The sequence below is a fragment of the Flavobacterium sp. TMP13 genome, assembly GCF_050847115.1.
In the GTDB taxonomy this organism is placed as follows: Bacteria; Bacteroidota; Bacteroidia; order Flavobacteriales; family Flavobacteriaceae; genus Flavobacterium.
The window spans coordinates 3,352,839-3,378,802 of sequence record NZ_CP193656.1; the positions used below are offsets into that span (position 1 = coordinate 3,352,839).

A 25,964-nucleotide genomic window follows, 5' to 3' on the forward strand; every position below is an offset into this window, starting at 1 on the left:
TTAAATTCTCTTTTAGTACTTATCTAATATTGGTTTCCAAAAATCAATTACTTTAGGCTTATTAATACCATGACATCCAAAAGGCATTTCTCTATTAATTATAGAAAAAGCAATTTCAGGTTTTCTGTCAATCGCAAAATACAGTGCTTCTTTGTAATCTGGAATTCGAAAATTAGAATCCAATAAGGGAGCTTTTAAAGACCAAAATACATCTTCTATTCCACAAATTTCATTCTTTCCTGCGTTTAGCAACTCGCTAATTAATTCTGAATTGGCTAAAGCAATATTATAGTGCGATTTTACTTTTCGCAAAGAAAAGCCACCATTCCCTACTTTATAGAAAGTTTGTTCTCGATTATTTTTCTTTTTAGATCTAAAATTTCTGGCAATTTTAGTAAAAACTTTCATTCCAAAAGAGTTTATTGGAGTGGCAATCCAAGGTGCTCCGATATAATCATATCCTTTTTGACACCACTTTTTTAAGTCGTCTCTAAAAACAAACGCATCAAGTTGATAGATCAAAATATAATCATAATTTAAAAAAGACTCATAAAAGGTGCTAGTCATTAATAATTTATTGTAGCCTTCAATACTTTCAAAATGCTTTTTAGGATAACTTACAACTTCAATTTCGGGATATTTACTCGTTATGTACGAATTATCAAGTCCTTCGGGTTGAATCAAAATAATGCCATATTCTCCGAGTAATTTTACGCATTGCAAAAATGATTTTTCTTCCAATTCGCCAAAATGGTCTTTGTAAATCGGTATCAGTATTTTTACTGTTTCTTTCATATTTGTTTATTCAATTGATTTAAAAAATTGATCGTTTAAAATTAAGTAATCAATCCACTTTCTTAATCTGAAACAAAGATAGAATTATTAGATTTGCAAACAATAAAATCATTCTTTTACACTGTTTTAAAAGTGTTCTTTTTTAATCTTGACTTATGACTAAAATTAATATTATTTTACCTGCACTTCCTAAGAAACCTGTTGGAGGTTTTAAGGTATTGTTTGAATATGCAAATAAAATGGCAGAAGACAATTATGATGTGCAAATTTATTACCCCAAAAGACTTAAACCCGAAAAAATAAAAAAAGGAATATTTTATAAGTACATATTTATTCTTTCTAAATATTTGAATTATAAAAAGCGTTACGCTATAAAATGGTTTGAATTGAATACAAAAATAAAAGAAAATTTCATTTATACTTTACATGAGAAAAACATTCGTGACTCAGATGTAACTATAGCCACTTCATGGGAAACGGCAGAATGGATCGGGAATTATTCTCAAAATAAAGGGAAAAAACTTTACTTAATACAGGATTTTGAAACTTGGTCGGGCAGTAGAGAAAGAATAGTACAAACTTGGAAATTACCATTACAAAAAATTGTAATTGCAGAATGGCTAAAAGAAATGGTTCATGAAATTGGGGAAGAATGTACAATTATTCGAAACGGCTTGGACTTTACTACTTTTGGTATAGATGATAACATAGAAAGACGAAATCCTTTAAGATTAACTATGTTATATCATAAACTAGAGTGGAAAGGGTCTAGTGTTGGAATTGAAGCATTAGAAAAAGTCAAAAAAATAATTCCAAATTTGGAAGTTGATCTTTTTAGCACTTCAAAAAGAAACAGCTTTGTACCCGAATGGATGAATTTCCATGAAAAACCAAAGAATTTAAAAAAGCTCTACAATCAATCCAGCATATTCATATCTCCCAGTTTGTCAGAAGGTTGGGGATTACCAAGAGCAGAAGCAATGCAATGCGGTTGTGCCACAATAATTACCGATGTTAATGGTCACAGAGATTATGGTACTAAAAATGAACACTTTTTAATGGTAAAACCAAATGACTCTGATGACTTAGCGAAGGCAATAATAGAATTAATAAATAATAATGAACTTAGATATAAGATAGCTAAATCAGGTAATGAATTAGTTAAAAATTTTACTTGGGAAAATTCATATCAACAAATGAAAATTCTATTCTAAATTTTAAGATTATAAATTTTTATAACAAATATTTTTGTAAGATTAAAAATTGCTTCAGTTGCCTATCTCGTAATTGATAGACAAGAGGTTGTCTCGCTTTTTTTCGTTTTTTTAGCTCATTTTTAAAGCGGTTTGGGCAAATAACTTACATTTTATATCTTTTACACCGTGTTTTATTATGTATCGTAGTTCATTTTATAACTGGGTTTGAGAAAGCAAAAACACTAACAAATATTGAATTCTGGTCTATTATCTAAGCATGTGTGCTTCCTTTACTATTTATTTGTCAACTTTCATTTAAATACATTGAGTCACCTTTAATCATTCTAGGAAAGAGAAAAAAAAATAAAGAAAGTCCATTAAATTGAGTTTGGAACAAAAGAGGTAAATAATTAATATCGTTTTTATTCATACATTTGTAACTTACGTAAACGTACAAAAACAAGGATAAATTTTATAGAATGAACCAAGAAATACATAAGGCATACGAAGTTATAAAAGAAGGTGGAATCATTCTATATCCAACCGATACCGTTTGGGGAATTGGTTGTGATGCCACTAATCCTGAAGCTGTTGCAAAAATATACAAGCTAAAACAACGTGCGGAAACGCAAAGTATGATTGTTTTAATGAATGGCGAAAAGATGATGTACAATGTGTTTAAAAACATTCCTGAAGTGGCATGGCAAATTTTAGATTTATCTGAAAGACCAACCACTTTAATTCTAGACGAACCTCGTAATGTGGCAAAAAACATCATTGCCGTAGACAATTCACTAGGAATCAGAATTGTAAAAGATCCCTTTTGTTTTAAATTATTAGAAAGAATGAAAAAACCATTAGTTTCAACATCTGCTAATATTTCAGGCCAACCTACGCCAATTGCATATAAAGATATTAGTCCAGAAATAATTAAGGGCGTTGATTATGTAGTACAACTTAACCAAGATAAATTGGCTGGAAAACCATCAACAATTATCAAGTTAACAAATGATGCGCAAGTAAAAGTGATTCGGAAATAATAGCTAATTACGAATAACAAGGCGTTAAGTCTGTTGTGATGTATACTGTTTTAAACCAACTTCAGTGCTTCAATCAACCAATCAATATCTATTTTTGTATTGTAATGACTTAATGAAATTCGGAGATTGGGTAATTTTAAATCATTCTCCGAAAGCATTTCTTTCAAAACATGAGAAGGCTTTATACTACCCGACTGGCACGCACTTCCTCTCGAAACTGCGATGCCTTTCATATCCAAACTAAACAAAAGCATCGTTGTTTTATCTACTGATAAAGGCAAAATAACATTCAGAATGTTGTAAAAATCATCTTTTCTTCCGTTGATTCTAAAGCCCGAAAAATGCAGCTCAAGTTGTTCTATTAGATATAATTTTAAATCATAAATGTATTTTCTTTCCTGATCTAAATTCTCGCAGGCAATTGTCAGTGCTTTGGCCATTCCGGCAATTTGATGTACTGCTTCGGTTCCGCCACGAAGACCTTTTTCTTGCTCGCCACCAATAATTAAGGGCTGCAGACCTGAGTTTTTTCGGATAAAAGCAAATCCAATTCCTTTAGGTCCATGAAATTTATGAGCACTTGCTACCAGAAAATCAAGCGGTATTTGCTGTAAATCAATCTCTGTTTTACCAATAGATTGAACCGTATCCGAATGAAATAAAACGTCGTACTGCTTACAAATTTGAACTACTCTTTCTAAGTCTAATAAACTTCCAGTCTCATTATTTACATGCATTAAACTCACCAAAGTTTTCTTTTCCGCTGATAAAAGGGTTGATAAATGGCTCAAGTCGATACTTCCATCTGTATTAATATTCACATAATCAATTGCAATTCCGAACTCATTTTGGAGCACCAAAAGCGTATGCAAAACGGCATGATGCTCAATTTTTGATGTAATAATTCGTGCTACTTTTAAATTTTTGACGGCGGAACGCAGAATCATATTATTGGCTTCGGTACCGCCAGAAGTAAAAATAATTTCCTGAGCATTGCAGTTTAAATAGCTTGCAATTTTCTTGCGTGAAAGTTCCAAAACGGTCTTCGCATTGCGACCAAAACTGTGCGTTGACGACGGATTTCCGTAATCATTTGCCATAATTCTTGTCATTTCTTCAATCACTTCAGCACGCATAGCTGTCGTAGAAGCGTTGTCTAGGTACACTTTTTTCATAGCTGCAAAGTTATAAAATATCAATTGGTCAAAAGCTAGATTGTATTGGCAATTTTTTCACTATTTTTGACCCCAATTTAATTACAATAAAATACCAATAAGCAAAACTGATAAACTCCATAAGATCAATAGATATGGACTGTAATCAGTGCTTACTTTTAAAAATAAATTTTACTTCTATGAAAAAGATTGTCAGTTTAGTACTTTTTGCTCTAATTCTAACCGGTTGTGACGACGGCGATTTAAAAGTTGATACGATCAATTTTGATAAAGCGGCGGTAGAAAGCTGTACCAATGGCATTATCTATAAACTAAATGAAAACGAATCAATCTTGCTTGATATTCCAGAAAGTGCAATTATTGACGAACCTTCTGATAGCGGTAAACCAGCACTTTACCAAATAGACAATAGCGCGTTTCGGGTTATTTATAGAGCCTATAATGGTACTGTTTCAAAAAACACAATTTGCGATATAATTCCGCCAGCAGCACCTACAGTTACCGAACAGTGGACTGCCACAGGAGGCATAATGGAAATTTTAACTACTGCTATTAAAACAGTTAATGCAACCGATAACAGCAGCCGAATAACAGGTTACAATCACAATATATCTTTTAAAAACATTACGTTCTTAAAGCCTACTGGACCACAAGTGTATGCAGAGTTTCCATTTGGAGATTATAAAACAACCTTTGAACCTTTGCCTTTTACTTTTAACGAGAAGGCCGAACAATGTAGCGTATCTAAACAAGTTTATAATTGGAAAAACAATGCATCGATCGTTCTTGATGGTATTGATCCAACGTTGCTTACAAACGAAGCTACACCTCCAGGATCGCCACGTACAGGAATTATTGGAAGCAGTAGTAACAAACTAGTTTATACAGTTTACAATGACTTTTTATCAGATGAATACTTTTGTCAAACTCCTGCTTCATCGACACCAACTGTTAGAGAAACATGGAATGGCGTAAAAGGTGTTGCTGGCGTAAGCGGCACCATCGAAGTAAAGACGGAAAGTTTTGGACCGGATACTTTTAAACATACTATAACACTTAAAAATGCTACTTTACAAAAAGGAAATAATACCTTTAGATTAGGTGATAATTTTGTAGTTGGAGAACTAATATTAGCAAAATAATTGCTTTAAATCCGAATTAAAAAGCCTCTTATTTAAGTAAAATAAGAGGCTTTTTTCATGTTATATTTACCGGCTTTTTCATCCATTTAAGTTGAATAATTCGATGGTAAATTGATTTGTAGATTTTAAAAAATAGCTTTCTATTTAGCTGTTTTTAGTATTTTGACGGATGTAAACTTCGGTTGCACCTAGACCATATTTTTGATAATTTCCATCCTTAAAATCTATTTCGTCGTAGCGACCTAACAAGAAATCAAGCTCTGCTTTTAAGATTCCTTCTCCGACACCATGAATAAAAACAATCTTCGGAATTCGGTTTCTAATCGCAAATTCAATATGTCTTTTTGCCGTTTCAGATTGTAAAGTTAGAATGTCATAATTCGACATTCCACGTTTATTAGGCACCAGCTTTTCAATATGCAAATCAAATTCTGGAGCGGGAATTTCACCTTTGCTTTTCGGTTCCTTCACAAAAATTCTACGTTTAGGCTCTTCTTTTTCCGCGGAAAGCGAATCTATACTAACACTTTTAATAGAAGAAAGTAAGTTATTGGAATCATGCGACTTAATCAATTCATTGACAAAAAATGTCATCATAAATCCGTCTGATGTTTCGATCGAAACTTCATTACTTTTTACCGACACTACTACTCCATGTATAGCCTCGTCTAACACTTCTACTTTATCTCCTTTAGTGAACATCCTCTTCTTTTTTATCTTGATTTTTACTCGGTGTTTTTGCACTCAATTGCATCATTCCAAACATAAAAATAGCAATTGCTCCTACCATGATATACACGTTTTTCTCATCAGCTACTTGTTGATAAAGAGCAACTAAAATGGCCAGTATCATAATTGGTATTCTAAACTTTTTCATTTTTCAAATTTTCAGTGCTCAAAAATACGAAACTTTAAAATAGCAAAATTTCATATCTTCAGTATCCCATTTATTTTTCGTAAAATTGTATAAAATTAAATCAATTGAATTTCGAAAAATACATGTTTCCTTGTTTGAGTAAAACCCTCTTAGGTGTCGACTGTTTGGGCTGCGGATTTCAGCGTGCTCTACTCCTACTTTTTCAAGGTGAATTTAAAGCTGCATTTTTAATGTATCCCGCCATTTTTTCGTCGCTACTTTTTTTAATCTTTTTAGGTTTATATTTTTTAGACCAAGCAAGAAATTACAAAAAAGCACTTTGGATTTTGGGAATTATAAATGCTTTTTTGATGATTGGTGGCTATGCTTTCAAACACTGGTTTTATATAATTTAAATAAAAATCACTTCATTTAACAAGTTCAAGTCACGCTACATTTTCACAAAAAACACACGCAGCATTAAATTTCTTTAAATGCTTTTATATCCTATTCCCAAAAAACGTCTTACTTTTAACCTTTCAAAAAACAATTCAATTTTTAGAATCGTGATCAAAAATCTCATCATAGAAAATCTAAAAGCTTTAAAAAAGAATTCGTCTATCAACTACGGAATCAAAACAAAAACAGAAGCTTTTACCGAGAAGTTATTTTATACTTTATTTGACAAAAACGCACCGCTCGAAAAAAGCATCGCTGAACTCGAAGTTCAATTCAAAGACATTGCAAACCTAGCTTGTCAAAAGCCAGATAATTTATGCGATTCAATGTGGGATAAGTTTTTAGAAATTCTTCCAACTGTCTTGGAGCAATTACAACAGGACGCCGCTTACATTTTAGAAAATGACCCCGCTTCAAATAGTATTGACGAAGTTTACTTAGGCTATCCAGGTTTTTACGCAATTGCCATTTATCGATTAAGCCATGAGTTGTACCATTTAGACTTGCTACTTTTTTCTCGATTAATGAGCGAATATGCGCACCGTATTACCGGTACAGACATTCACGCAGGTGCAACAATAGCTTCTCCTTTTTTTATTGATCACGCCACAGGAATTGTAATTGGTGAAACGGCCATAATTGAAAAAAATGTAAAAATATACCAAGGAGTCACTTTGGGAGCGCTGAGTGTGAGTAAAGAAATGAAAGACGCCAAAAGACATCCTACTGTCGAAAAAAACGTATGTATTTATGCCAACGCAACAATTCTAGGGGGTGACACTATTATTGGAGAAGGAAGTATTGTAGGCGGAAATGCTTGGGTCACCAAATCTATTCCAGCCAAATCGATGGTTTTAAACACGACAACAACTGAAGTACGAATTAAAGAAATCAAGTAATTATGCAAGCTCAAAAACTAGTTGACCTTATTGGCAATACTCCTTTACTGGAAAGCGTCAATTTGGTTAAAAATAAAAACATTAAACTTTTATTAAAATTAGAAGGAAACAACCCTGGTGGAAGCGTAAAAGACCGCGCCGCTTACAATATGGTTCAAGCGGCTTTGGACAGAGGCGACATTAAACCTGGAGATAAGTTAATTGAAGCTACCAGTGGAAATACGGGAATTGCATTAGCAATGATTGCGCAGGTGCTTAATATTGACATCGAATTGGTTTTACCTGAAGATTCAACCAAAGAACGCGTGCAAACGATGCGTGCTTATGGTGCAAAAGTAATTTTAACCCCTGCTCAAGGCGGAATTATTGCAGCAAGAGATTACGCTGATAAAAAAGTAGCAAAAGGTGGTTATATCATGCTAAATCAATTTGCAAATGCTGACAACTGGAAAGCGCATTATAAAAGTACTGGTCCTGAAATTTGGAACGATACCAACGGAACCGTAACTCATTTTGTCTCGGCTATGGGAACAACAGGAACTATAATTGGTACGTCGACTTATTTAAAAGAAAAAAATGCTAACATTATAATAGTTGGCGCCCAACCAAGCGATGGTTCTCAAATTCCTGGAATCAGAAAATGGCCTAAAGAATACTTACCGAAAATTTTTGATGCCTCTAAAGTTGATACCGTTGTTGATGTCAGCGAAGAAGAGGCCAGAGCAATGACCAAAAGATTAGCGCTTGAAGAAGGTGTCTTTGCTGGAATGAGTAGTGGAGGTTCTGTTGCTGTAGCATTAAAAATTGCCGAAAAATTAGAATCAGGCGTTATTGTTGCCATTATTTGTGACAGAGGCGATCGCTATTTGTCTTCAGATTTATTTGATTAGCGCACGAAAGGTCTCAAATCTTTAAATTTGCAGAATTACAGAGTTTTGAAATTGATCTATTTTAAAAAATCAAAGAGCTAAAAATAAAAATCTCGTTCTATTTCGCTACAAATGGAAATAAAACGAGGTTTTGCATTGCTACTATGTATCAATAGTTTGAAGAAATAAACTTTGAATTTTAGAAGTTTTGCAACCTTCCAACTCTACAAAAGGGCCTTCATTAAAAAACAATCGTAAAAACGGCTCCTCTATTTTTTCCTTCGCTAGTAGCGAATAGTTTGCCGCCGTGTCTTTCGATAATTTTTTTGCATAAATACAAACCTAAACCTGTTGAAGTTTCATTAGCAGTACCCAACTTACTCATTTTAGTGAATTTTTTAAAGATCTCTTCTTTATGATTTTTATCAAAACCCAATCCAGTATCTGAAATTGTAAAGTATAGTTTTTCATCTTCTTTAAATACCTTTACTTTCACAATTCCATCTTGGTATGAAAACTTAATGGCGTTTACGATCAAGTTTACTAAAACTTGAGTCATAAAACTTTCATCAATATTTAACAACTCCTTCTCTACTTTAATATCTGTTTCTAATTTTATGTTTTTCTGTAAGAGCCTTTGACTCACTTGCTCAACAGCAATAGCAACTATATCATTAATATACAATAATTTGGACTCTTGCGTAATTCGCGTTACTTCGTCTTGCTCTTTTAGTAACTTGATGAAATTTTCGATGTATCGAAATTGCAAATCAGTTGATTGGCAAATTAACTCAGCCAAATTTTTCACCGAATCGGAATTACTTTCTTGAATAATCAATTTAGCAAGTCCCTGTGGATTTCCTGCAAAATTTTTTAAATCGTGAGAAAGCATAAAAACTAAATCTTGTTTTTCTTTGATAAAACTTTCTGTTTCGTAAATCGATTCTTGAATATTTAGCATTAACGTCCCTGCTTCATCCGTGTATTGAATGGGTAAATTAGATAAAACTCTATTTTCTCTATAATTGTCTAAAGCTCGAGAAGCAACCGATATTGGTTTAATTAATTTATTAAGAAGCAACAAGGTTATTCCTGTGGCCAGTAAAGTCATCACTAAAGAAAACAATAAAATTGAGCTGGGTGCAATCGCAGTATTTACATATAAAACAAAAAACAATATGCCAATTAAGGGAATATGAATTCCAACGAAGGCTACAAATAAAAACTTAAAGGCATAACTTTTTTTAAGAAAACTTATTTGTGATAATTTCTGGTAAAACCTCATTGTAGGGCTAATATTAATGAATTAAAGCATATTTTTGGGACAATTTGCTTCAAACAAAGTTAACTTTTAAACAGTCTTAGTATGTTAAAAAAAATATTTTTGCAAAATATTTTTTCTTTTAATTTTAAAAGAGTTTACAAAGGCTTATTTTTGCGGCATGGCAAGAAAAATTACAGACAAAGTTGTCTTTCATCAAATACAAGTCCTTGATGCTGGTGCAAAAGGCGTTTCGGTAGCAAAAGCTCCCGACGGAAAAGTTATTTTTATACCAAATGTTGTTCCTGGTGATGTTGTGGACATTCAAACCTTAAAGAAACGCAAGTCGTATTACGAAGGAAAAGCAGTGAAATTTCACGAATTTTCAGAGCATCGTATCGAACCAATTTGCGATCATTTTGGTGTTTGTGGTGGTTGTAAGTGGCAAAATATGAACTACGAACAACAGCTTTTTTACAAACAAAATGAGGTCAAAAATCATTTGCAACGAATTGGAAAAATTGAACTTCCAGAATTTGAACCAATTTTAGGTTCACAGAAAAAATTTTTCTACAGAAATAAAATGGAGTTTTCTTTTTCAAATAGCCGTTGGCTGACTGAAGAAGAGATAGAAAGCACTGAAGATTTAGGCGACAGAAATGCACTTGGTTTTCATATACCAAAAATGTGGGATAAAATTCTAGACATCCAAAAATGTCATTTGCAAGAAGATCCTTCAAACGCTATTCGTAACGAAGTTCGCGATTTTGCTATAGCTAATAATTTAGAATTTTTTAATCCTCGAGCGCAAGAAGGTTTATTGCGTACTTTGATGATTCGTACTTCTTCTACAGGTGAGCTAATGGTTTTATTTCAGTTTTTTGATAACAATCATGAGCAGAGAGAATTAATACTAGACCACATTTATGAGAAATTCCCACAAATTACATCGTTGCAATTTGTAGTGAATAACAAACAAAACGATACAATATACGATCAAAACATTATTCTATATAAAGGTAGAAACTATATTTTGGAAGAAATGGAAGGTTTAAAATTTAGTATTAATGCTAAATCTTTTTACCAAACCAATTCAGATCAAGCATACGAATTGTACAAAATAACGCGTGATTTTGCTGGACTTACTGGTAACGAAATTGTTTATGATTTGTATACAGGAACAGGAACTATTGCACAATTTGTATCCAAAGAGGCAAAAAAAGTAATTGGTGTAGAAAGTGTTCCAGATGCAATTTTAGATGCAAAAGCAAACGCAGAAAGAAACAGCATCACGAACTGTGAGTTTTTCGTTGGCGATATGAAAGTTGTTTTTAACGACAGTTTTATTGCTCAACATGGTCAACCAGACGTTATTATTACCGATCCACCAAGAGACGGAATGCACAAGGATGTGGTAGAGCAAATCATGAAAATTGCACCCAAAAAAGTAGTCTATGTAAGTTGTAACTCGGCTACGCAAGCACGTGATTTGGCACTAATGAATGAAAAATACAAAGTGACTCGTGTGCGTCCTGTAGATATGTTTCCGCAAACGCACCACGTAGAAAACGTTGTCCTTTTAGAACTTCGTTAATTGATAGGTTTAGAAAGTAAATCTTGTAAAAAAAAGGCAATGAAAAAAACAGTTATTTTTCTTTTAATGGTAGCGTTTTCATTTTCTGGATGTGAAAAAGATGACATATGCGATGCAGATACACCAACGACACCTCGATTGGTAATTTCTTTTTTTGATAGTAATACGCCTGAATTAGCAAAAAAAGTGACCGATCTTAAAGTGATTGGTGACGGAATGGAAGACGGAATTATTTTTAATGAAAATGCAATCGGTGAAGCAAAATTTCGCACCAGCGGAACAAGCATTTCGATCCCATTAAAAACAATAGAAGACAGCTGCAGCTACACTTTTATTTTGAATGATGGTAGTACAAATGCTACGTTGACAAACCAAGATAAAATTGAAGTTTTTTACACCAGAAACAATGTTTATGTTTCTCGTGCGTGCGGCTTTAAAACTATATTTCAACTAGATACACAAAAGCCTTTTTTACGAACTGATGGAGCAAATGCGGATGGCTTTTGGATGAAATCAGTTCGACTTGAAAACCCTAATATTGAATTCGAAAATGAAACACATATCAAAGTATATTTTTAGTATTTGGTTTATTTTTGGATTTTCAGTAGTTCAAGCACAAACTCAAGACACTTTAGCTGTTCCCATCAAAGAAGTAGAAATTACAAATTCTATTTCCAAAAAAGAGACTGTAAAAGTTAATACAGATACAATAGCAACAAAAACAGATCGTTATGGCTTGCGCGTTGGTGTCGATTTATACAAATTGACTCGTGGATTATACGACAAGAATTACAAAGGTGTCGAGCTTGTTGGTGATTATCGTTTAACTAAAAGATATTATTTGGCGGCCGAACTTGGTACTGAAAACAAAACAACAGAAGACGACAGATTAACTGCGAACGCTACAGGGCAATATATAAAAGCTGGTTTTGATTACAATACGTATGAAAACTGGTTGGACATGGAAAATATTATCTCTGTTGGAATGCGTTATGGTTTTAGTACTTTCAATCAAGAATTAATTGATTATAAAATCTACAATCCAAATCCATATTGGGGAGAAGTTCCTCCATTAGCTTCTGGTCAAAAATATAGCGGCTTAAATGCCAGTTGGATTGAAGTAAATGCTGGCTTAAAAGCAAAAGTATTTAACAATATATTTGTTGGTTTCAGCGTACAGATCAAGGGTTTAGTTACAAATAATGCACCTGTTAATTTTGACAATTTATACATTCCTGGTTTCAACAGAACCTATGACGGAAAATTTGGTATCGGATTTAATTACACCGTTTCGTATTTTATCCCGATTTATAAAAAGAAAATTAAAATAGAACTTGAAGAATAAAAAGAAAGCTGATTCAAAATTGAATCAGCTTTCTTTTTATGATTAGTATTTAAAATACCTGTGCCATTTTATATTTGATCGTTATCCTATTTCTTTAACACCTTTTACAAAAATCCATTTCATAAAAAGTTTCTCTCCATCTTTAGTTTTAGCCGCTTGAAATTTTGGAGACAACAAAGTGCCTATTACAAAAGCAGTCATGGGAACCCAAATCCCAGTTAAATCGGTATACGAGCCTACCAAAAATCGAACTAACATAAATAAGCAGGCAAAGCAGCCCAACTGATATAAAAATGCTCTTATTTGTAATTTTGTCATTTCTTTTCTTTTTTAGTTCAAAGCTACAAAGAAATTAGGGAACCTAATAAGAGCTCAACCTCTTTGTGTCTTCAACTTTTATAAATTTTCTTCAGGAACCTGAAACTTCGTTCTTTTGCTTCCTTCGTACATTTCGTATTTTACCAAACGCGATTCGATACTCGCGTTAAATAGTTTTATTTTTCTCGACGGACGCAATCCTACATGCTTTAACGCATCTAAGTTTCCTGTGATAAACCAAGCGTTTGTTGCTGGGTAGCTTTTTTTCAACGTATCACCAATGCTTTTGTAAAATTCTTCCATATGAATATCCAAACGCTCATCATAAGGTGGATTAAAAACCATATGTAACGTGCCTTGAGTTTGCTTTTCTGTATCAAAAAAGTTTTCTTCCTCGATAGTAATATAATCTTCTAAATTAGCATTTCGAATATTGTCTTTGGCTTTGCTAACCGCACTTGGGGCCTTATCATATCCTTTTATCGTATAATGAAACTCTTTTACTTTTTTCAACAAACTGCTTACAATTTGATCAAATAATTCATTATCCCAATCTTTCCATTTTTCAAAAGCAAATTCTTTACGATTAATATTTGCAGGAATATTACAAGCAATCATCGCTGCTTCTGCCAAAAAAGTCCCTGAACCGCACATGGGATCCAAAAAGTGACCTTGACCTTCCCAACCAGACAATAACAAAACGCCTGCCGCTAAAACTTCGTTTATAGGTGCAATGTTTGTTGCTGTACGGTAACCACGTTGGTGCAATGAATTTCCTGACGTATCTAATGCAACCGAAACTTGGTCTTTATCGATATGAATATTGATTCTTAAATCCGGATATACTTTATCAATACTTGGACGCTGACCTGTACGCTCTCTAAATTGATCGACGATGGCATCTTTACATTTTTGCGAAACAAATTCAGAGTGATTAAAAAACTCCGAATGCACTGTTGCATCAATAACGAAAGTTTGATTGGCATTTAACAATTTAGACCAATTAACTCCCGAGACTCCTTTATATAAAGCTTGTTCATTTTTGGCTCGAAACGAATAAATTGGTTTTAAAATTTTTAAGGCCGTACGCAAAGACAAGTTTGCTTTATACATAAATCCCTTGTCGCCTTTAAAACTAACCATTCGCACTCCTTTTTCTACATCCTGAGCACCAAGAGCACGCAATTCATTTTCTAATATTTCTTCAAAACCAAAAAAACATTTGGCTATCATTCTAAAATTTTCTTCCATTTTCTTTATTAATTCTAACTATTATACTCAAAACCTATTGAATGTAATATTTCTCTTAAATTATTTTTAAGAATATCATTATTAATTCAATTTCGAGAGCGTTTAAAAAATTAATGCTTTTAAATGCTTTGTATGGTACCGAAATAGTTGTTTTCTGCAAAAATACACTAAATTTGCGGGACTTGAATTAATTGAAAAAGAATAAATGTCTGAAGCGCATCATCCGTCCGAAAACAATCCAAATAACGAAACCGAAACTTGGTTTTCTTCTTGGTTTGACACCCCATATTACCACATTTTATATAAAGATAGAAATTACCGAGAGGCTCAAATTTTCATGGACAATTTGACCCATTATCTCAACTTACCCGAAAAAGCAAAAGTATTGGACTTAGCTTGCGGAAAAGGCCGCCATTCTATTTACTTAAGTCAATTAGGATTTAACGTCTTAGGTGCTGATTTATCTGAAAACAGTATTGCTGAAGCGAATAAAAATGACAACGAAAACTTGCATTTTAAAGTACACGATATGCGCCAGCCATTTGATGAGAAATTTGACGCAATTTTCAATTTATTTACCAGTTTTGGCTATTTTGAAAATGACGAAGACAATCTTACTACTTTAATCGCAATCAAGGATAGCTTAAGTGAATACGGTTTTGCTGTTATTGATTTTATGAACGTACACCAAGTTTTAAACACTTTGGTTCCCGAAGAAATTAAAACAGTTGAAGGTATTGATTTTCACATCAAGAGATATTTGTTAGACGGTCATATTTTTAAAGAAATTGATTTTGAAGACAACGGAAATAAATATCATTTTACTGAAAAAGTAAAAGCCCTGACACTTAAAGATTTCGAAGAATTGATGGAAGAGGCAGGTATTTTTCTACTGGATACTTTTGGAGATTATAAGCTTAAAAAGTTCCATAAAACAGAAAGTGAACGTTTAATAATGATTTTTAAGTAGCTTTTTTACAGTTTCAAAAACTGAATAAAAAACTTAAATTTTTCTTTACGATTGAAAATTAGTAGTGTTTAAAAACAACACCTGTATTACGATGAATTACCTTTTACCTTTACTTTCTGTACTTTTAGGGTATATTTTTGCTCTGATTATCAAGCCTAAAAACAAAAGCAATTTAAAATTATTACTTGCTTTTAGCGGTTCGTTTTTACTTTCATTAACAGTAATGCACTTGCTTCCAGAAGTATATGAAGGTCACGATCACAATACTGGTTTGTTTATCATGCTTGGAATTTTATTTCAAATCATACTCGAATTTTTCTCTAAAGGAGCTGAACACGGACACGTGCACGGAAAACCAATTATGAATCAAATTCCGTGGCTGTTATTTATCAGTTTGTGTATCCATGCTTTTTTAGAAGGCTTTCCGGTTGGTCATCACCATGATTTGGCGATAGGAATTGCAATTCATCACTTGCCAATTGCGATAATTTTAACTACTTTTTTCATCAATGCAGAACTGAACAAAAAAGCCATTTTTGCTTTCATGATTACCTTTGCCTTAATGACACCTCTTGGTACAGTGGCCTCTGATTATTTTACTTTTTTAAATGATTATTACACTCAAATTACTGCGGTTGTAATCGGAATTTTATTTCATATCTCCTCCACCATTATTTTTGAAAGTAGTGAAGGACATAAATTTAATATTGCCAAAGTTTCTATGATTATCTTAGGAATTGTGTTGGCCTATGTTTTGTAACTGAAACAAAAAAAATAATTCTACTGTAATTAATTCTTAAAAAATGTACTGTAAAAACGTAAGACAAAAAATTACTTAGATTAAAAGTGTAGTTATTGAATTTACAACAGCACTACTTTTTAAGTTATTGTAAGTTTCTTATCGCTTTAAATTGATTTATAATCGCTTTAAATTTGCAAACGTTTTTATTATACTTTTATTTTAAAAATACTTATTTTTAAATGAGTTACTACCTTTTAAACTTCGATGATCCTTTGTAACTTTGCATCTTCAAAAGACAAAAAATGACTTTCACTAAAACGACCGAACAAGCTTCCAAATACGAACATTTAGAGCAAATGTCTGTTCACGAATTGTTGATAAATATCAATAACGAAGACAAGACCGTTCCTGATACAGTCGAAAAAGCAATTCCACAAATAGAAAAAATTATCGAACAAGTTATTCTTAAATTAAAAAAAGGCGGTCGCTTGTTCTACATTGGCGCAGGTACTTCTGGACGTTTAGGAGTTGTGGATGCCTCGGAATGTCCGCCGACATTTGGTGTATCATTTGACTTGGTTGTTGGTATCATTGCGGGTGGTGATACTGCCATTCGCCGAGCGGTAGAAAATGCCGAAGACGATCCTGATCAAGCGTGGTTAGATTTGCAAGCAAAAAATATTACGACCAAAGATGTGGTTATTGGAATAGCAGCTTCGGGAACCACACCATACGTTATTGGTGGTTTAGAGATGTGCAACGCTAACGGAATTGTTACTGGAAGTATTTCTTGCAATGCTGGTAGTCCACTTTCTCAAACCGCTCAGTTTCCTGTTGATGTGGTGGTTGGTCCAGAATTTATCACTGGAAGCTCTCGCATGAAAGCAGGAACTGCACAGAAACTGGTACTGAATATGATTACGACAGCAGCGATGATACAGCTTGGAAAGGTCAAAGGTAACAAAATGGTCGATATGCAATTGAGCAATGCTAAATTGGTCGATCGCGGTGTTAAAATGATCATGGGCCTAATTCCTGTTTCGTACGACGAAGCAAATGTACTTTTAGACAAATATGGCAGCGTAAGAAAAGCTTTTGAAAACTATAATTTGCAAGAGTAATTGTGCAAGAGACACAAAACTTCTAGAAAGATTACTATATTTTGGTTTTATAACTTTAAAATAAAAAATGGCAACAAATAAAAACTTGATCAGCAAAGGAGTGAAATTTTTAACAGGTGCATTGCCTCTGCTTTTTTTAGGCCCAGTTCTCATTTACAATGCTTTCATGAATAAACACACGAATTGGCATTACCTTATTTTAGGAATCGGAATTGTAGCTTGTTTCGCGGCCGTGTTCCTAATGTTTAAAGGTCTACAAACGATTATGAAAGCACTTTTTAACGATTAATTTTTACAATAAAAACCATGGAAAATCTACTTCACGTTCAGAAAACTTTTGAAAAAGTAACTTATACTGATAAAATTATCAATAATAGGGAGTTTGAAGATTGTGTGTTTAAAAACTGTGATTTTTCAAATAGTAACTTCGCAAACAACACCTTTATGGATTGCGAATTTATTGATTGCAATTTATCGATGATGAATGTAATGGGAACCAGTTTAAAAAATGTTTCCTTTAAATACTGCAAGGTATTAGGCATTCACTTTAACGAGTGTGACGATTTTTTATTTCAAGTTCAATTTGAAGAATCTACTTTGGATTATGCCATTTTTACCAATAAAAAAATGCCGAAAACAAAATTCCTACATTGCTCTATGCAAGAAGTTACTTTTGTAGGCACGACATTAACCAATAGTATTTTTGAAAACTGCAATTTAGAAGGAGCGATTTTTAACGATACACAATTGGCTGGCGCTGACTTTAAAACTGCATACAACTATAAAATCGATCCCGAATTTAATCCGATGAAGAAAGCTAAATTTTCAACACAAGGTTTAGATGGTCTTTTAGACAAATACGATATTAAAATTGTGTAATTATGGAAGCAAATGCATCGTATTTAGAAAGCGTTAGCAAACAGTTTTTATACTACAAAACGCTAGGAGAAAAAGCCATACACCAACTAGAACCCGAACAACTTTTTACTGCCGCAAACGAAGATTCAAACAGTATTGCAACCATCATTAAACATCTTGCTGGAAATATGCTCTCGCGTTGGACTGACTTTTTGACTACAGATGGTGAAAAAGAGTGGCGCAACAGAGATGTTGAGTTTGAAAATGATTTAAAAACGAAAGAAGCAGTGCTAGAGCTTTGGGAAAAAGGTTGGAATTGCCTTTTTAACACCCTAAATTCACTTCAGCCACAAAATCTTTCAACCATTGTTTACATTCGAAATGAAGGACATTCTGTAATTGAGGCAATTAACAGACAATTAGCACATTATCCCTATCACATTGGTCAAATTGTATTTTATGCCAAACAAATTAAAAAAGAGAATTGGTACAGTTTGTCTATTTCAAAAAACAATTCGCAGAATTACAATAACGAAAAGTTTGCAGGAGACAAAGAAATGAAGAACTTTACCGATGACGAATTGAAACGATTACAATAAAGTACACTAACAACTTTTGCTTATAGGCATAAACCCCTAGCCCTGATAGCAGCGAAAATCCTTTTTTACGGCTTTTTACCGAAAAAAAGATTGCAGTGCACAGCAGGAAAAAGCTCCAAAAAAACATTAAAATGAAAAGATTAATTGCCTTTATTCCGCTTTTTGCATTGCTTTCGTGTTATCAAACAGAGCACAATTGTAAAGAATTTAAAACAGGAAAATTTAAGTTTGAACATAAAGTGGATGGTGTGACTAAAACGACACTTTTTGAGCGTAAAGATCATATTGAAATCGAGACTTTTGAAGGCAAAACCGATACTGCATCAATACGCTGGGTAAGCGATTGCGAATATATTTTGAAGAAATTGAATCCAAAAAACAAAGCAGAAGAAAAGTCGATTGGAATGAAAATATTAACGACTCAGAAAGATTCGTATACATTTGAATTTGGATTAATTGGATCGGATCAAAAACAACACGGAAAAGTAACCCGAATTGTAGAATAATCTATTTATTTTTGCGCAGTATTTTAATTAATCTCTAAAAACGAATGGAAGTATTTTTAAATCCGGATGCATGGGTTGCATTGTTAACGTTGACTTTTCTAGAAATTATCTTAGGAATCGACAACATCATTTTTATCTCGATTGTCACTGGTAAATTACCAGAAGAGGAACGCAAAAAAGCCACTAGAATTGGTCTCTTTTTAGCGATGTTCATGCGTATTGCCTTGCTTATGGGAATTTCCTATTTGATTGCAATGAAAAAGCCATTGTTTAGTGTTGATTGGGGCTGGTTTTCGGCCGATTTTACTGGTCAAGCCGTGATCTTATTTGGCGGCGGATTATTTTTGATTTACAAGAGTACGAAGGAAATTAGTGAAAAAGTCGATCATAAAGGAGAAGAAGAAATAACGTTAAAAACGGCGGCTAAAAAGACGTTCTCGAATGTTATTGTTCAAATCTTACTAATTGACTTGATTTTTTCTGTCGATTCTATTTTAACAGCTGTAGGAATGACCAATGGTGTGACCGGAGCGTTAACGATTATGATTACTGCTGTAGTTATTTCGGTTGCAGTAATGATGATTTTTGCGGTTCCTGTTGGGAATTTTGTCAATGCAAATCCTTCTATTCAAATTTTGGGACTTTCGTTCTTAATTTTAATTGGATTCATGTTAATTACAGAAAGTATGCACTTGTCGAACGCGAATTTGTTAGAAGAGCATATTGGCGCAATTCCGAAAGGATATCTCTATTTTGCTATAGCCTTCTCGGTTGCGGTCGAGTTTGTGAATATGAAAATGAGGAAAAGAACATAGTTCAAGATATTTTTTTAAAAAGCTCCAGAATGGGGCTTTTTTTATTTTATTTTTTAGCTTTACTTGATTTAAAAGAACGCATTACAATGAAAAATACAATTTCGCAAAGGGTAGCCGATTTTTTAAAAAGCTTCCCTCCTTTTACATTTTTGCAACAAAGAGATTTGGAGCAATTATCCGAACAAATTTCGATTGTTTATAAAGAGAAAGATGCTGTTATTTTTGCTGAAAATGACAAAACGCACGATTGTTTTTATGTAGTGCACAAAGGAGCTGTTGCCTTAAAAAAGAGTCACACCAGTGATATTTTGGACATGTGTGATGAAGGAGATATTTTTGGATTACGTCCTCTTTTAGCACAAGAAAATTATGTGATGGAAGCACGCGCTTACGAGGAAAGTATTTTATACTCCATTCCCATTGCTATCTTTAAACCCTTTGCCCAAGAAAATAAAGCGATTGGAAATTTTTTGATTGAAAGTTATGCTTCCAACACCAAAAATCCATATTCTGATATTCATAAGGATAATTTGTATGGTGAACTTTTGGAGCATGAAAAACATTCTGATAAAGAAATATTTGATCTACAACCAGTTAAGTATTCAAAAAAAATTGTAACCTGCAGTCGCTTAACTACGGCTAAACAAATTGCTCAATTATTAACGGAGAAGAAAGTTGGAGCAATTTTAATTGTTGATGAAAACTTACCCGTGGGTATTATTACCGATAAAGATTTAAGAAATAAAATCGTTACGGGAGAATTTCCTATAACCACTCCTGCAGAAACAATAATGACTTCGCCTGTACTCACTTATCCGAAAAAATTAACGGTAACTGAGGCGCAAATGGCAATGATGAAAGGTAATATTAGTTATTTGTGCATCACCAAAGATGGAACGCCCAACACCAAATTAGTCGGTGTTTTGTCTAAACACGATTTAATGCTAACACTTGGTAATAATCCTGCGGTATTAATTAAGGCTTTGAAAAGAGTGAGAAAAATTAAAGAAATTAAACCCATTCGCGCTCGAATTACACAATTGTTGCAAGGTTATTTAGATCAAAATATTCCGATGCAATTGATCGCTAAAATTATAACCGAATTAAACAATGCTTGTATTACGCGAGTAATCGAAATTTCGATGAAAAAAATGAGCGGTCCACCTCCAGTTAGATTTGCTTGGTTGGCGTTAGGAAGTCAAGGAAGAAGCGAACAAATGTTGCACACCGATCAAGACAATGCAATCGTTTATGAAAATGTTTCTGAGGATCTTTCAGCAGAAACTAAATCTTTCTTTTTACGATTTGCTGTGTTGGTCAATAAAGGATTGCTCCATATTGGTTACGATTATTGTCCCGCCGAAATGATGGCTTCGAATCGAAAATGGTGCCTGAGTTTAGACGATTGGAAAGATCAGGTGCAGTATTGGGTTACCAATCCAGGTAAAGATGAAGTCTTACTGTCCTTTATCTTTTTTGATTACAGTTTAACGTATGGCGATTCTAAAATTGTAAACGAATTGTCTGAATCTATATTTGAAATCGTTAAAGAAAATCCAGATTTTTACCGCCATTTGGTTAGTGGTGCGCTTCAAAACCCTTCTCCAACTGGCTTTTTTAGACAATTTTTAGTAGAACAAAATGGGGTGAATAAGGATCAATTTGATGTAAAACGAAGAGCTTTAATGCCGTTAACCGATGCGGCTCGTGTTTTAATTCTATCTCATTCAGTAAAATCGATAAGCAATACTGCCGAACGTTTTGAGAAATTAGCTGATCTAGAACCTCAAAATTCTGAATTATTTTTGTCTTGTGCCTATTCATTTAAAGCGCTATTAAAATTTAGAACCAAGCAAGGATTGTTACACAATGATTCTGGGCAGTTTATTGCGCTAGAAACACTTTCAAAAACTGAAAAAATAAAACTAAAAAGTACGTTTAAAACTATTAAGGAACTGCAGGAATTAATTTCAATTCGATTTAATAATGCGAATATATTAGGATAAAGTTATGAGCTTGTTAGATAAACTAAAATTTTGGAAAACTCGAGAAACAGAAATTGCTATTGAATTACAGCTTCCAATAAACGAGTGTCGTTTTGTTGTTTTAGATACCGAAACTACTGGTTTTGATTATGAAAAGGATCGCATTTTATGTGTTGGCGCGCTTGTTTTACAAAACGATACCATTAATTTGCAAACTGGTTTTGAGCACTATATGGATCAAGATATTTACAACAGTAATGCAGCACAAATTCACGGAATCTTAAGAAGTGATGTTTTATACCATCGATCCGAATTACAAGTATTACAGTTGCTTTTGGATTATGTGGGAGATTCTATACTTGTTGCACATCATGCTAATTTTGACGTTACCATGATTAACAAGGCATTGGAGCGAAATGGTTTGCCTAAATTAAAAAACAGAATTTTAGACACCGCTATTTTATATAAAAAGACATTACTAAAATCGCATTTGTTTGAGCGCAAAGAGCATTATACTTTGGATGATCTTGCTGATAAATTTGACATTTCAAAAAAAGACCGTCACACTGCTATGGGCGATGCTTATATTACTGCCATTGCTTTTTTAAAAATCATAAAACGTTTAAGAGATAATAAAGAAACGGTGTTGGCTGATTTGTTTGTCTAACATCTTCAACTTTTATACCTACCACTGAATTTTACAATTTAGTAATACAAAACTGCTTATTTGGTAGCAATTATAAAAAACTAGCTTAACACCTGTTTTGTTTTGGAGCAATAGCTTTGCTTCAAATAAAAAACAAAACAACATGAAATGTAATTTTTTAAAATCGACCGCTTTAGCAGCAGTTACGAGTCTATTGGTACTAAGTTGTCAAAATGATGACACGAACGGCGCTACTACCGTCAATCCACAGATTGATTTTACTTCTCAATCCAAAATTCCACCTTTTGTATATGCAATGAGTGGTTTTGAAAATCTTAAGATCAGTACGCTACTCACTAGTGCTGATGTATTGCCTGAATCTCCTTCTTTTATTTATGGAGCGCAACCTGACGGCGCTGGATTAATGAAAGATCCAAATAGCGAAGGCTATATTTTAATTACTAATCATGAAATACTGCAATCGGTGTCTCGAGTGTACTTGGATAAAACCTTTAAACCTGTAAAAGGAGATTACCTTGTAGATGGTATTGGTGGTTTAACTCGCTTGTGCTCCGCCACACTTGCTACACCACAAATTCATGGATTTGGTCCTCTTTTTTTAACTGCTGGCGAAAGCGGTCAGGAAAGTATGGTACACGGAATCGATCCGCTAGGTTCCTCAACTGACAAAAGTAGAAAAGACAGAGTTTTACCTGCTCTAGGAAAAGCAAGTATGGAAAATGCGGTGCCCTTACCTAAAGAAGCTTATCCTGGAAAAACAATTATTATTATAGGAGAAGACCAATCGTATTCGACTTCACATGCGAGTGCTGGACAACTAATTATGTACATGAGCAATACAATTGGTGATTTATCTAATGGTAAATTATATGCTTTAAAAAGAGCAGATGGCAATCAGGTAGAAACCACTATAACGTTAAACAATTCCTATCCTGTTTCGTTTGTTGAAATTCCGAATGCTAAGAACTTAACTGGTGCAGAAATTAACACCACTGTAAATGCCTTGGGAGCGATTCGCTTCTCTAGAGTGGAAGATGTGGATTATCGAAAAGGAAGCGCCAGCAACAATAGAGAAGTATATTTTACTGCAACTGGTCAATCATCTGCTAATAATCCAGTAGAAGGATTTACGATGTGGGGAAGAGTTTATAAATTGAAAATGGATGCGACTAATCCGTTGAAAGGAACTTTGGAATTGGTAGTTGAAGGTGACAGTACTCCAGGAACCGGAATCATTAATCCAGATAATATTTGTGTGACCGAAAACTACGTGTACATTCAAGAAGACGGTGACAGTTATTATGCCGATGCGAAACACGATTCGTACATCTGGCAGTACAATATTGCATCCAAACAAAATAAACCTTGGTTAAACATGAATCATAAAAGAACAGATGCAGCTTGGAATGCTTCTTATAATCAGTCGGGTGAAATGCGTTTTGGAAGTTGGGAATTTGGCTCAATGGAAGATATCTCAAACATAATTGGAGTTCCAAATACGTTTACAGTAAACATTCATTCCCACACTTGGCAACTTGATGCCTTCAAAAACGCTGATGGATCAGGAATAAACAAAAACAAAGAAGGTGGACAAACCGTTATTATTAGAAATGTAGAACGTTAACACTACCTCTTAAAAACAATTTTCAACCCTTATTATTTTGATAGGGGTTGTTCTCTTTTAAAATAATATGATACAACTCAAACACTATATTTCACTATTAATTTTTTGTACTATTTTCTCTTGCAAAGAAAACCAACCTTCAAAAACGACTGTTAAGCAAGATTTAATCATTGATTTTAACAAATTAAACAATGACATGCTACAATTTCAAAAAATTGTAACTGCAAACCAATCAAAGGCTGAAATTATTGCTCAATTTAAAAAATCACGTTTGGCATATAAAAAAGTAGAATGGGCAGTTGAGTATTTTATGCCAGAAACTGCACGATTTATGAATGGCCCCGCATTGGATGAATTGGAATTAGAAGAAAATCGAGCTTTTGAACCGCATGGATTTCAGGTCATGGAAGAACTTATTTATCCAGAATATAGAATTCAAAATAAAGAAGATTTAATACGGGAAACCACTATTTTTTTATCCAATATTAAACAGTTAAAAAACACTTTTGAAGTAATTACCATGAGTGATGAATATGTTTTACATGCACTTCAGCAAAATGTATTTCGAGTAATTTCTTTAGGAATCACTGGTTTTGACAGTCCTCTTTTACAATCTTCCATTCCAGAAGCAGGCGAAAGTTTAAGTGGCATTCCGAACACACTTGAAAAAATTAATAAAGGCAGTAAAATAATATTTGATTTAAAAAAGCTAACTCAAAAAGCAAATCAGTACTGCAAAGAAAACAATGATTTTAACGCTTTCGACCGAGCCGTTTTTATCACACACTATCTGAATCCGATTTCCAGAAAATTAAAAGCTTTTCAGGATGAACAACAACTTAAAAACGTAAAAAAAAGCAGTCCGTTGAAAGCTAGTGTCGCCACCTTATTCGATAAAGATGCGTTTAATGTTAATGCATTTGTACTTTCAGAAGGATATAATTTTACGAAAGAAAAAGCAACTTTAGGCGAAAAATTATTTTATGATACTAATTTGTCTAAGAATAACGATCGAAGTTGTGCGACTTGCCATCATCCTGAAAAAGCATTCACTGACGGATTGCAAACCAATGTTGCGCTCAATGGCAGCACTTTAATGCGAAACACGCCTACTCTAACCTATTCTTCTTTACAAAATGCACAATTTTGGGACATGCGCCAATTGGATTTAGAAAAACAAAGTCTAGCTGTAATTGAAAATAAAGATGAAATGCACGGTTCTTTAAAAGACATTCACGCACAGATCTTACTAAATGACGTCTATACTACGCTTTTCAAAAAAGCATATCCAAAAACAGCCGAGACAGAAGCTTGGCAAATTCAGAATGCTATTGCAAGCTTTCTAAGATCCTTAAACGCTTTCGATTCAAAATTCGATTTATATATGAGAGGAGATGAAAACATTCTTAGCAATCAGGAAATTAAAGGAATGAATCTTTTTATGGGCAAAGCAAAATGCGCAACCTGCCATTTTACTCCTTTGTTTAACGGAACAGTTCCTCCTAATTATGCTAAAACAGAACATGAAGTAATTGGTACTCCGAACGATGCTTCTAGTAAAAAAATAAGTCCAGATGTTGGTCTTTACCTGTATAATAAATTGCCGCAACTTGTTGGGGCTTTTAAAACACCGACGGTACGAAATAGTAATGTTACTGCTCCATATATGCATAATGGCGTTTTTAAAACTTTAGAAGAAGTAGTCGATTTTTACAACAAAGGCGGCGGCAAAGGACTGGGATTAAAAGTTGACAACCAAACGCTCCCTTTTGACGAATTAAATTTGACTAAAATAGAAGAACAAGCGATTGTTGCCTTTATGAAAACTCTTACCGACAAAAAGTACCAACAATAAATTCAAATTGAGATTATAGTAC

The 25,964-nt window shown here is 33.5% G+C and carries 28 protein-coding genes; 21 read left to right on the forward strand and 7 right to left on the reverse strand.

The features are described from left to right. Nucleotides 1-12: 12 nt before the first annotated feature. Nucleotides 13-795, reverse strand: a complete 783-nt coding sequence (locus ACRASX_RS14460; protein ID WP_432221733.1) for a DUF5672 family protein — start codon at nucleotides 793-795, stop codon at nucleotides 13-15. 155 nt (nucleotides 796-950) lie between these two features. Between ACRASX_RS14460 and ACRASX_RS14465 the strand changes: the two genes are divergently transcribed. Then, nucleotides 951-2,009: a glycosyltransferase family 4 protein gene (locus ACRASX_RS14465; protein ID WP_432221734.1), complete on the forward strand. Its 1,059-nt coding sequence runs from the start codon at nucleotides 951-953 to the stop codon at nucleotides 2,007-2,009. A 461-nt stretch (nucleotides 2,010-2,470) separates the two neighbouring features. Then, complete coding sequence (locus ACRASX_RS14470) at nucleotides 2,471-3,031, forward strand: L-threonylcarbamoyladenylate synthase (protein ID WP_432221735.1); 561 nt, start codon at nucleotides 2,471-2,473, stop codon at nucleotides 3,029-3,031. A 50-nt stretch (nucleotides 3,032-3,081) separates the two neighbouring features. Here ACRASX_RS14470 and ACRASX_RS14475 read toward each other — a convergent pair whose 3' ends face one another. Then, nucleotides 3,082-4,206 carry a cysteine desulfurase family protein gene (locus ACRASX_RS14475; RefSeq protein WP_432221736.1) on the reverse strand — a complete coding sequence of 375 codons (1,125 nt, stop codon included), beginning with the start codon at nucleotides 4,204-4,206 and terminating at the stop codon, nucleotides 3,082-3,084. 179 nt (nucleotides 4,207-4,385) lie between these two features. Here ACRASX_RS14475 and ACRASX_RS14480 point away from each other — a divergent pair, with 179 nt between their 5' ends. Beyond that, nucleotides 4,386-5,348, forward strand: a complete 963-nt coding sequence (locus ACRASX_RS14480; RefSeq protein WP_432221737.1) for a hypothetical protein — start codon at nucleotides 4,386-4,388, stop codon at nucleotides 5,346-5,348. Nucleotides 5,349-5,492: 144 nt separating this feature from the next. Here the strand turns inward: ACRASX_RS14480 and ACRASX_RS14485 are convergent, their stop codons facing one another. Both ACRASX_RS14485 and ACRASX_RS14490 read right to left on the reverse strand, forming a co-directional pair. Next, on the reverse strand, nucleotides 5,493-6,050 hold the full coding sequence (locus tag ACRASX_RS14485; RefSeq protein WP_432221738.1) for a Smr/MutS family protein: 558 nt from the start codon (nucleotides 6,048-6,050) through the stop codon (nucleotides 5,493-5,495). Then, nucleotides 6,040-6,225 carry a hypothetical protein gene (locus ACRASX_RS14490; protein WP_432221739.1) on the reverse strand — a complete coding sequence of 62 codons (186 nt, stop codon included), beginning with the start codon at nucleotides 6,223-6,225 and terminating at the stop codon, nucleotides 6,040-6,042. The genes ACRASX_RS14485 and ACRASX_RS14490 overlap by 11 nt, the downstream gene beginning before the upstream one ends. 104 nt (nucleotides 6,226-6,329) lie before the next feature. On the opposite strand from ACRASX_RS14490, the gene ACRASX_RS14495 reads away from it, so the two are divergent. The 3 genes from ACRASX_RS14495 to cysM all read left to right on the forward strand — a co-directional run bounded on the left by ACRASX_RS14495 (nucleotide 6,330) and on the right by cysM (nucleotide 8,452). Then, a complete protein-coding gene (locus ACRASX_RS14495; RefSeq protein WP_082706543.1) occupies nucleotides 6,330-6,620 on the forward strand; it encodes a DUF2752 domain-containing protein in 291 nt (96 codons plus the stop codon). 150 nt (nucleotides 6,621-6,770) lie between these two features. Beyond that, on the forward strand, nucleotides 6,771-7,562 hold the full coding sequence (locus ACRASX_RS14500; protein WP_066306329.1) for a serine O-acetyltransferase: 792 nt from the start codon (nucleotides 6,771-6,773) through the stop codon (nucleotides 7,560-7,562). A 2-nt stretch (nucleotides 7,563-7,564) separates the two neighbouring features. Continuing rightward, the gene (gene cysM, locus ACRASX_RS14505) at nucleotides 7,565-8,452 is read left to right on the forward strand and encodes a cysteine synthase CysM (protein ID WP_432221740.1); all 888 of its coding nucleotides are present in this window, start codon (nucleotides 7,565-7,567) and stop codon (nucleotides 8,450-8,452) included. 220 nt (nucleotides 8,453-8,672) lie between these two features. On the opposite strand, the gene ACRASX_RS14510 is transcribed toward cysM, so the two are convergent. Then, nucleotides 8,673-9,716 (reverse strand): sensor histidine kinase, encoded by a 1,044-nt coding sequence (locus ACRASX_RS14510; RefSeq protein WP_432221741.1) that lies wholly within the window; start codon nucleotides 9,714-9,716, stop codon nucleotides 8,673-8,675. A 157-nt stretch (nucleotides 9,717-9,873) separates the two neighbouring features. Between ACRASX_RS14510 and rlmD the strand changes: the two genes are divergently transcribed. From rlmD to ACRASX_RS14525, 3 genes are read left to right on the forward strand one after another with little or no spacing between them, the layout of a single operon-like run. Further along, nucleotides 9,874-11,286, forward strand: coding sequence for a 23S rRNA (uracil(1939)-C(5))-methyltransferase RlmD (rlmD, locus tag ACRASX_RS14515; RefSeq protein WP_432221742.1), 1,413 nt, complete (start codon nucleotides 9,874-9,876; stop codon nucleotides 11,284-11,286). Nucleotides 11,287-11,325: 39 nt separating this feature from the next. Continuing rightward, nucleotides 11,326-11,865 (forward strand): DUF6452 family protein, encoded by a 540-nt coding sequence (locus ACRASX_RS14520; RefSeq protein WP_432221743.1) that lies wholly within the window; start codon nucleotides 11,326-11,328, stop codon nucleotides 11,863-11,865. Next, the gene (locus ACRASX_RS14525) at nucleotides 11,837-12,631 is read left to right on the forward strand and encodes a DUF6048 family protein (protein ID WP_432221744.1); all 795 of its coding nucleotides are present in this window, start codon (nucleotides 11,837-11,839) and stop codon (nucleotides 12,629-12,631) included. Before ACRASX_RS14520 ends, ACRASX_RS14525 begins: the two co-directional genes overlap by 29 nt. An 81-nt stretch (nucleotides 12,632-12,712) precedes the next feature. On the opposite strand, the gene ACRASX_RS14530 is transcribed toward ACRASX_RS14525, so the two are convergent. Together ACRASX_RS14530 and ACRASX_RS14535 are read right to left on the reverse strand one after the other, a co-directional pair. Further along, a complete protein-coding gene (locus tag ACRASX_RS14530) occupies nucleotides 12,713-12,949 on the reverse strand; it encodes a hypothetical protein (protein ID WP_066306210.1) in 237 nt (78 codons plus the stop codon). A 78-nt stretch (nucleotides 12,950-13,027) separates the two neighbouring features. Continuing rightward, nucleotides 13,028-14,200 (reverse strand): THUMP domain-containing class I SAM-dependent RNA methyltransferase, encoded by a 1,173-nt coding sequence (locus tag ACRASX_RS14535; RefSeq protein ID WP_066306207.1) that lies wholly within the window; start codon nucleotides 14,198-14,200, stop codon nucleotides 13,028-13,030. A 205-nt stretch (nucleotides 14,201-14,405) separates the two neighbouring features. Between ACRASX_RS14535 and ACRASX_RS14540 the strand changes: the two genes are divergently transcribed. The 12 genes from ACRASX_RS14540 to ACRASX_RS14595 all read left to right on the forward strand — a co-directional run bounded on the left by ACRASX_RS14540 (nucleotide 14,406) and on the right by ACRASX_RS14595 (nucleotide 25,942). After that, entirely contained in the window at nucleotides 14,406-15,170 is a 765-nt protein-coding gene (locus ACRASX_RS14540) for a class I SAM-dependent methyltransferase (protein ID WP_432221745.1), read from the forward strand. Nucleotides 15,171-15,261: 91 nt separating this feature from the next. Next, the gene (locus ACRASX_RS14545; protein WP_066306194.1) at nucleotides 15,262-15,930 is read left to right on the forward strand and encodes a ZIP family metal transporter; all 669 of its coding nucleotides are present in this window, start codon (nucleotides 15,262-15,264) and stop codon (nucleotides 15,928-15,930) included. A 284-nt stretch (nucleotides 15,931-16,214) separates the two neighbouring features. Further along, nucleotides 16,215-17,033, forward strand: coding sequence for an N-acetylmuramic acid 6-phosphate etherase (gene murQ, locus ACRASX_RS14550; RefSeq protein WP_432221746.1), 819 nt, complete (start codon nucleotides 16,215-16,217; stop codon nucleotides 17,031-17,033). Nucleotides 17,034-17,100: 67 nt separating this feature from the next. Then, nucleotides 17,101-17,322 (forward strand): DUF6095 family protein, encoded by a 222-nt coding sequence (locus tag ACRASX_RS14555; protein ID WP_066306190.1) that lies wholly within the window; start codon nucleotides 17,101-17,103, stop codon nucleotides 17,320-17,322. A gap of 17 nt (nucleotides 17,323-17,339) precedes the next feature. Beyond that, on the forward strand, nucleotides 17,340-17,912 hold the full coding sequence (locus ACRASX_RS14560) for a pentapeptide repeat-containing protein (RefSeq protein ID WP_066306188.1): 573 nt from the start codon (nucleotides 17,340-17,342) through the stop codon (nucleotides 17,910-17,912). Between the two features lie 2 nt (nucleotides 17,913-17,914). After that, the gene (locus ACRASX_RS14565) at nucleotides 17,915-18,490 is read left to right on the forward strand and encodes a DUF1572 family protein (RefSeq protein WP_432221747.1); all 576 of its coding nucleotides are present in this window, start codon (nucleotides 17,915-17,917) and stop codon (nucleotides 18,488-18,490) included. Nucleotides 18,491-18,621: 131 nt separating this feature from the next. After that, the gene (locus tag ACRASX_RS14570; protein WP_066306185.1) at nucleotides 18,622-18,996 is read left to right on the forward strand and encodes a DNA topoisomerase IV; all 375 of its coding nucleotides are present in this window, start codon (nucleotides 18,622-18,624) and stop codon (nucleotides 18,994-18,996) included. A gap of 44 nt (nucleotides 18,997-19,040) precedes the next feature. After that, nucleotides 19,041-19,811, forward strand: a complete 771-nt coding sequence (locus tag ACRASX_RS14575) for a TerC family protein (RefSeq protein ID WP_066306178.1) — start codon at nucleotides 19,041-19,043, stop codon at nucleotides 19,809-19,811. Nucleotides 19,812-19,897: 86 nt separating this feature from the next. Next, complete coding sequence (locus ACRASX_RS14580; RefSeq protein WP_432221748.1) at nucleotides 19,898-21,817, forward strand: DUF294 nucleotidyltransferase-like domain-containing protein; 1,920 nt, start codon at nucleotides 19,898-19,900, stop codon at nucleotides 21,815-21,817. Between the two features lie 4 nt (nucleotides 21,818-21,821). Further along, complete coding sequence (locus ACRASX_RS14585; RefSeq protein WP_432221749.1) at nucleotides 21,822-22,463, forward strand: 3'-5' exonuclease; 642 nt, start codon at nucleotides 21,822-21,824, stop codon at nucleotides 22,461-22,463. A gap of 142 nt (nucleotides 22,464-22,605) precedes the next feature. After that, complete coding sequence (locus ACRASX_RS14590) at nucleotides 22,606-24,087, forward strand: alkaline phosphatase PhoX (protein ID WP_432221750.1); 1,482 nt, start codon at nucleotides 22,606-22,608, stop codon at nucleotides 24,085-24,087. Nucleotides 24,088-24,154: 67 nt separating this feature from the next. Further along, nucleotides 24,155-25,942, forward strand: coding sequence for a cytochrome-c peroxidase (locus ACRASX_RS14595; RefSeq protein ID WP_432221751.1), 1,788 nt, complete (start codon nucleotides 24,155-24,157; stop codon nucleotides 25,940-25,942). Nucleotides 25,943-25,964 lie beyond the last annotated feature (22 nt).